Origin of the sequence: Paenarthrobacter sp. PAE-2, from assembly GCF_026013155.1 — a bacterium.
GTDB classification, from domain to species: domain Bacteria; phylum Actinomycetota; class Actinomycetes; order Actinomycetales; family Micrococcaceae; genus Arthrobacter; species Arthrobacter ureafaciens.
This window is the reverse complement of the sequence record NZ_JAPDNV010000087.1, coordinates 1-2,541: the sequence shown is the minus strand read 5'-3', so window position 1 is coordinate 2,541 and position 2,541 is coordinate 1. Positions and strand designations below refer to the sequence as shown.

Sequence of the window (2,541 nt, the reverse complement as noted above, 5' to 3'; positions counted from 1 at the left end):
TTGGCCAAACCGGGGCATCGCTGCGGGGTGTGCCGCGCGCACGGCACACCCCGCAGCGAACCCTCGAATCGGAGAGTGACACACGGAGCCCCTATGGGTTCGGCATCCGGCAGCGACCGTCCAAGGGAGTGTCACGTCCGCCCAACGGGCGTCTACACGACCGAGGTCGCAGAGGATGCCGGACCCGTCGGGCACACCGGACCCGTCGGGACTAGCCCAGGTCGCCGCCGTTCTTGGAGGCGTATTCCTGGGCGGAGAGCAGCGGGCCGTCGGATTCAGCAGCGACCTTGAACAACCAGCCCTGACCGTAGGGGTCGTTGTTGATGAGGGCGGGGTCGGACACAACGGCGTCGTTGATCTCGGTGACCTCGCCGGTCACGGGTGAGTAGAGGTCGGAGACGGACTTGGTGGACTCAACCTCGCCGCACGTTTCCCCTGCAGTCACGGTGGAACCGACCTCGGGCAGGTCCACGTAGACAATGTCACCCAGTGCGTCGGTGGCAACCTCGGAGATGCCAACGGATACCGAGTTCCCCTCCCCACGCGAAACCCACTCGTGCTCGTCGGAGTACTGAAGTTCATGCGCTACTTTGGGCATTCTTTTTTCCTAACTGTGGGTGATCAAAAATTAGCGGGACCGTTTGTAGAACGGCAATGCCACGACCTCGAACGGCTCTGCCTTGCCGCGCAGATCGACGTCAAGAGTGGTGCCAGGTTCAGCATAAGCAACGTCAACGTAGGCCATCACTACCGGGTACCCGAGCGTTGGGCTGGGCTGGCCGGAGGTCACTTCGCCAACAACGGCGCCGTCCTTCAAGACCGGGTAGTGCGAACGTCCGGCGCGGCGCCCGAGGCCTTTGAGGCCCACAAGCTTGCGACCGGTGGAGACACCTGCGCCGTCGGCCTTCAAAGCTGCCAAGGCTTCCTTGCCCACAAAGTCGCCTTCCTTGGACAAGGCCACTACAGGGCCGAGCCCGGCCGTGAAGGGATTGCCTTCACGGGACAGCTCATTGCCGTAGAGGGGCATGCCGGCTTCGAGGCGCAGGGAGTCGCGGGAGGCCAGACCGGCCGGAACGAGCTCGCCTTCCTCGGCGACGGCGGAGATGGCCTGCCACAGCGCGGCGGCGGATTCGTTGGGCACGAAGATCTCGAACCCGTCCTCGCCGGTGTAACCGGTGCGTGCCAGGAGAAGATCCTGCCCACTGCCGGCCACCAGGAAGGTCACCTCGACTGCGGCGTAGTACTTCAGGTCCGTGACCAACGAGTGCTGCTCGGCGGGCACCAAACGCAGGAGGATCGCTTCGGCGAGCGGCCCCTGAACGGCGATCAACGACGTCGACGATGAAGCATCCTCCACCACAACGTCAAAGCCCGCGGCTCGCTGCAGCAGCTCAGAAGCGACCACGAAGGCATTGCCTGCGTTCGGAACCACCAGGAACTTGTCGGCGCCACGACGGTAGACGATCAGGTCGTCGATGATTCCGCCGTCTTCCTGGCAGATCAGCGAGTACTTGGCTTTGCCCTCGGCCATGGCAGAAATCTTGCCCACCAGCGCGTAGTCCAGGAACTCTGATGCCTGCGGCCCGGTGACCCAGACTTCACCCATGTGGGAGAGGTCGAACAGGCCGGCGGACTTCCGGACGGCGTGGTGTTCGGCGAGCTCGGAGGTGTATTTGAGCGGCATCTGCCAGCCACCGAAATCGGTGAAGGAGGCGCCGAGCTTCTTGTGCTCCTCGTAGAGGGCCGTGTGCTTCTCAGTCATTTCCGGATCCCCTTAGTTCTCGAAGTCTTCGATCGGAGGGCACGAGCAGACGAGGTTGCGGTCGCCTGCTGCACCATCGATGCGGCCTACCGGCGGGAAGTACTTGTCCTGCTTCAAGTGGTGGACGGGGAAGGCGGCCTGCTCGCGCGGGTAGGCGCGGTCCCAATCGGAGCTTACGACGGCGGCTGCCGTGTGGGGTGCCCGGCGAAGCGGGGAATCCTGCACGGAGAAGTCGCCATGTGCTACCTGATCAATTTCCTTGCGGATGGTGATCATGGCTTCGATGAAGCGGTCGATCTCCACGAGGTCCTCGGATTCGGTGGGCTCAACCATGAGGGTGCCGGCCACCGGGAACGCCAGGGTGGGTGCGTGGAAGCCGAAGTCGATGAGGCGCTTGGCCACGTCCTCGGCCGTGACCCCGGTCTTGGCCGTCAGCTCGCGGAGGTCCAGGATGCACTCGTGGGCGACCAAGCCCGCTTCGCCCGTATAGAGCACCGGGAAGTAGTCGTTGAGGCGGGCTGCGATGTAGTTGGCAGCCAGCAGGGCGGACTTGGTTGCTTCGGTAAGGCCCTGCCCGCCCATGAGCTTCACGTAAGCCCAGGAGATGGGGAGCACGCCGGCCGAACCGAAGCGCGATGCCGAAATCGGAACGTCATTGCCTTCGGTCCATGATGCGGCGTTGCCCGGCATGAACGGGGCCAGATGGGCTTTTGCCGCAACGGGGCCGACGCCGGGTCCGCCACCGCCGTGCGGGATGCAGAAGGTCTTGTGCAGGTTCA

The 2,541-nt window shown here is 64.1% G+C and carries 2 protein-coding genes and 1 pseudogene; all 3 read right to left on the bottom strand.

The genetic code is table 11. From position 1 onward, the window contains the following. Window positions 1–211: 211 nt before the first annotated feature. On the bottom strand, window positions 212–598 hold the full coding sequence (gene gcvH / locus OCL88_RS20945; protein ID WP_264963825.1) for a glycine cleavage system protein GcvH: 387 nt from the start codon (window positions 596–598) through the stop codon (window positions 212–214). A 30-nt stretch (window positions 599–628) separates the two neighbouring features. Continuing rightward, the gene (gene gcvT / locus OCL88_RS20940) at window positions 629–1,762 is read right to left on the bottom strand and encodes a glycine cleavage system aminomethyltransferase GcvT (RefSeq protein WP_264963824.1); all 1,134 of its coding nucleotides are present in this window, start codon (window positions 1,760–1,762) and stop codon (window positions 629–631) included. 12 nt (window positions 1,763–1,774) lie between these two features. Continuing rightward, window positions 1,775–2,541: pseudogene (locus OCL88_RS20935) on the bottom strand (glycine dehydrogenase (aminomethyl-transferring)); the annotation flags it as partial.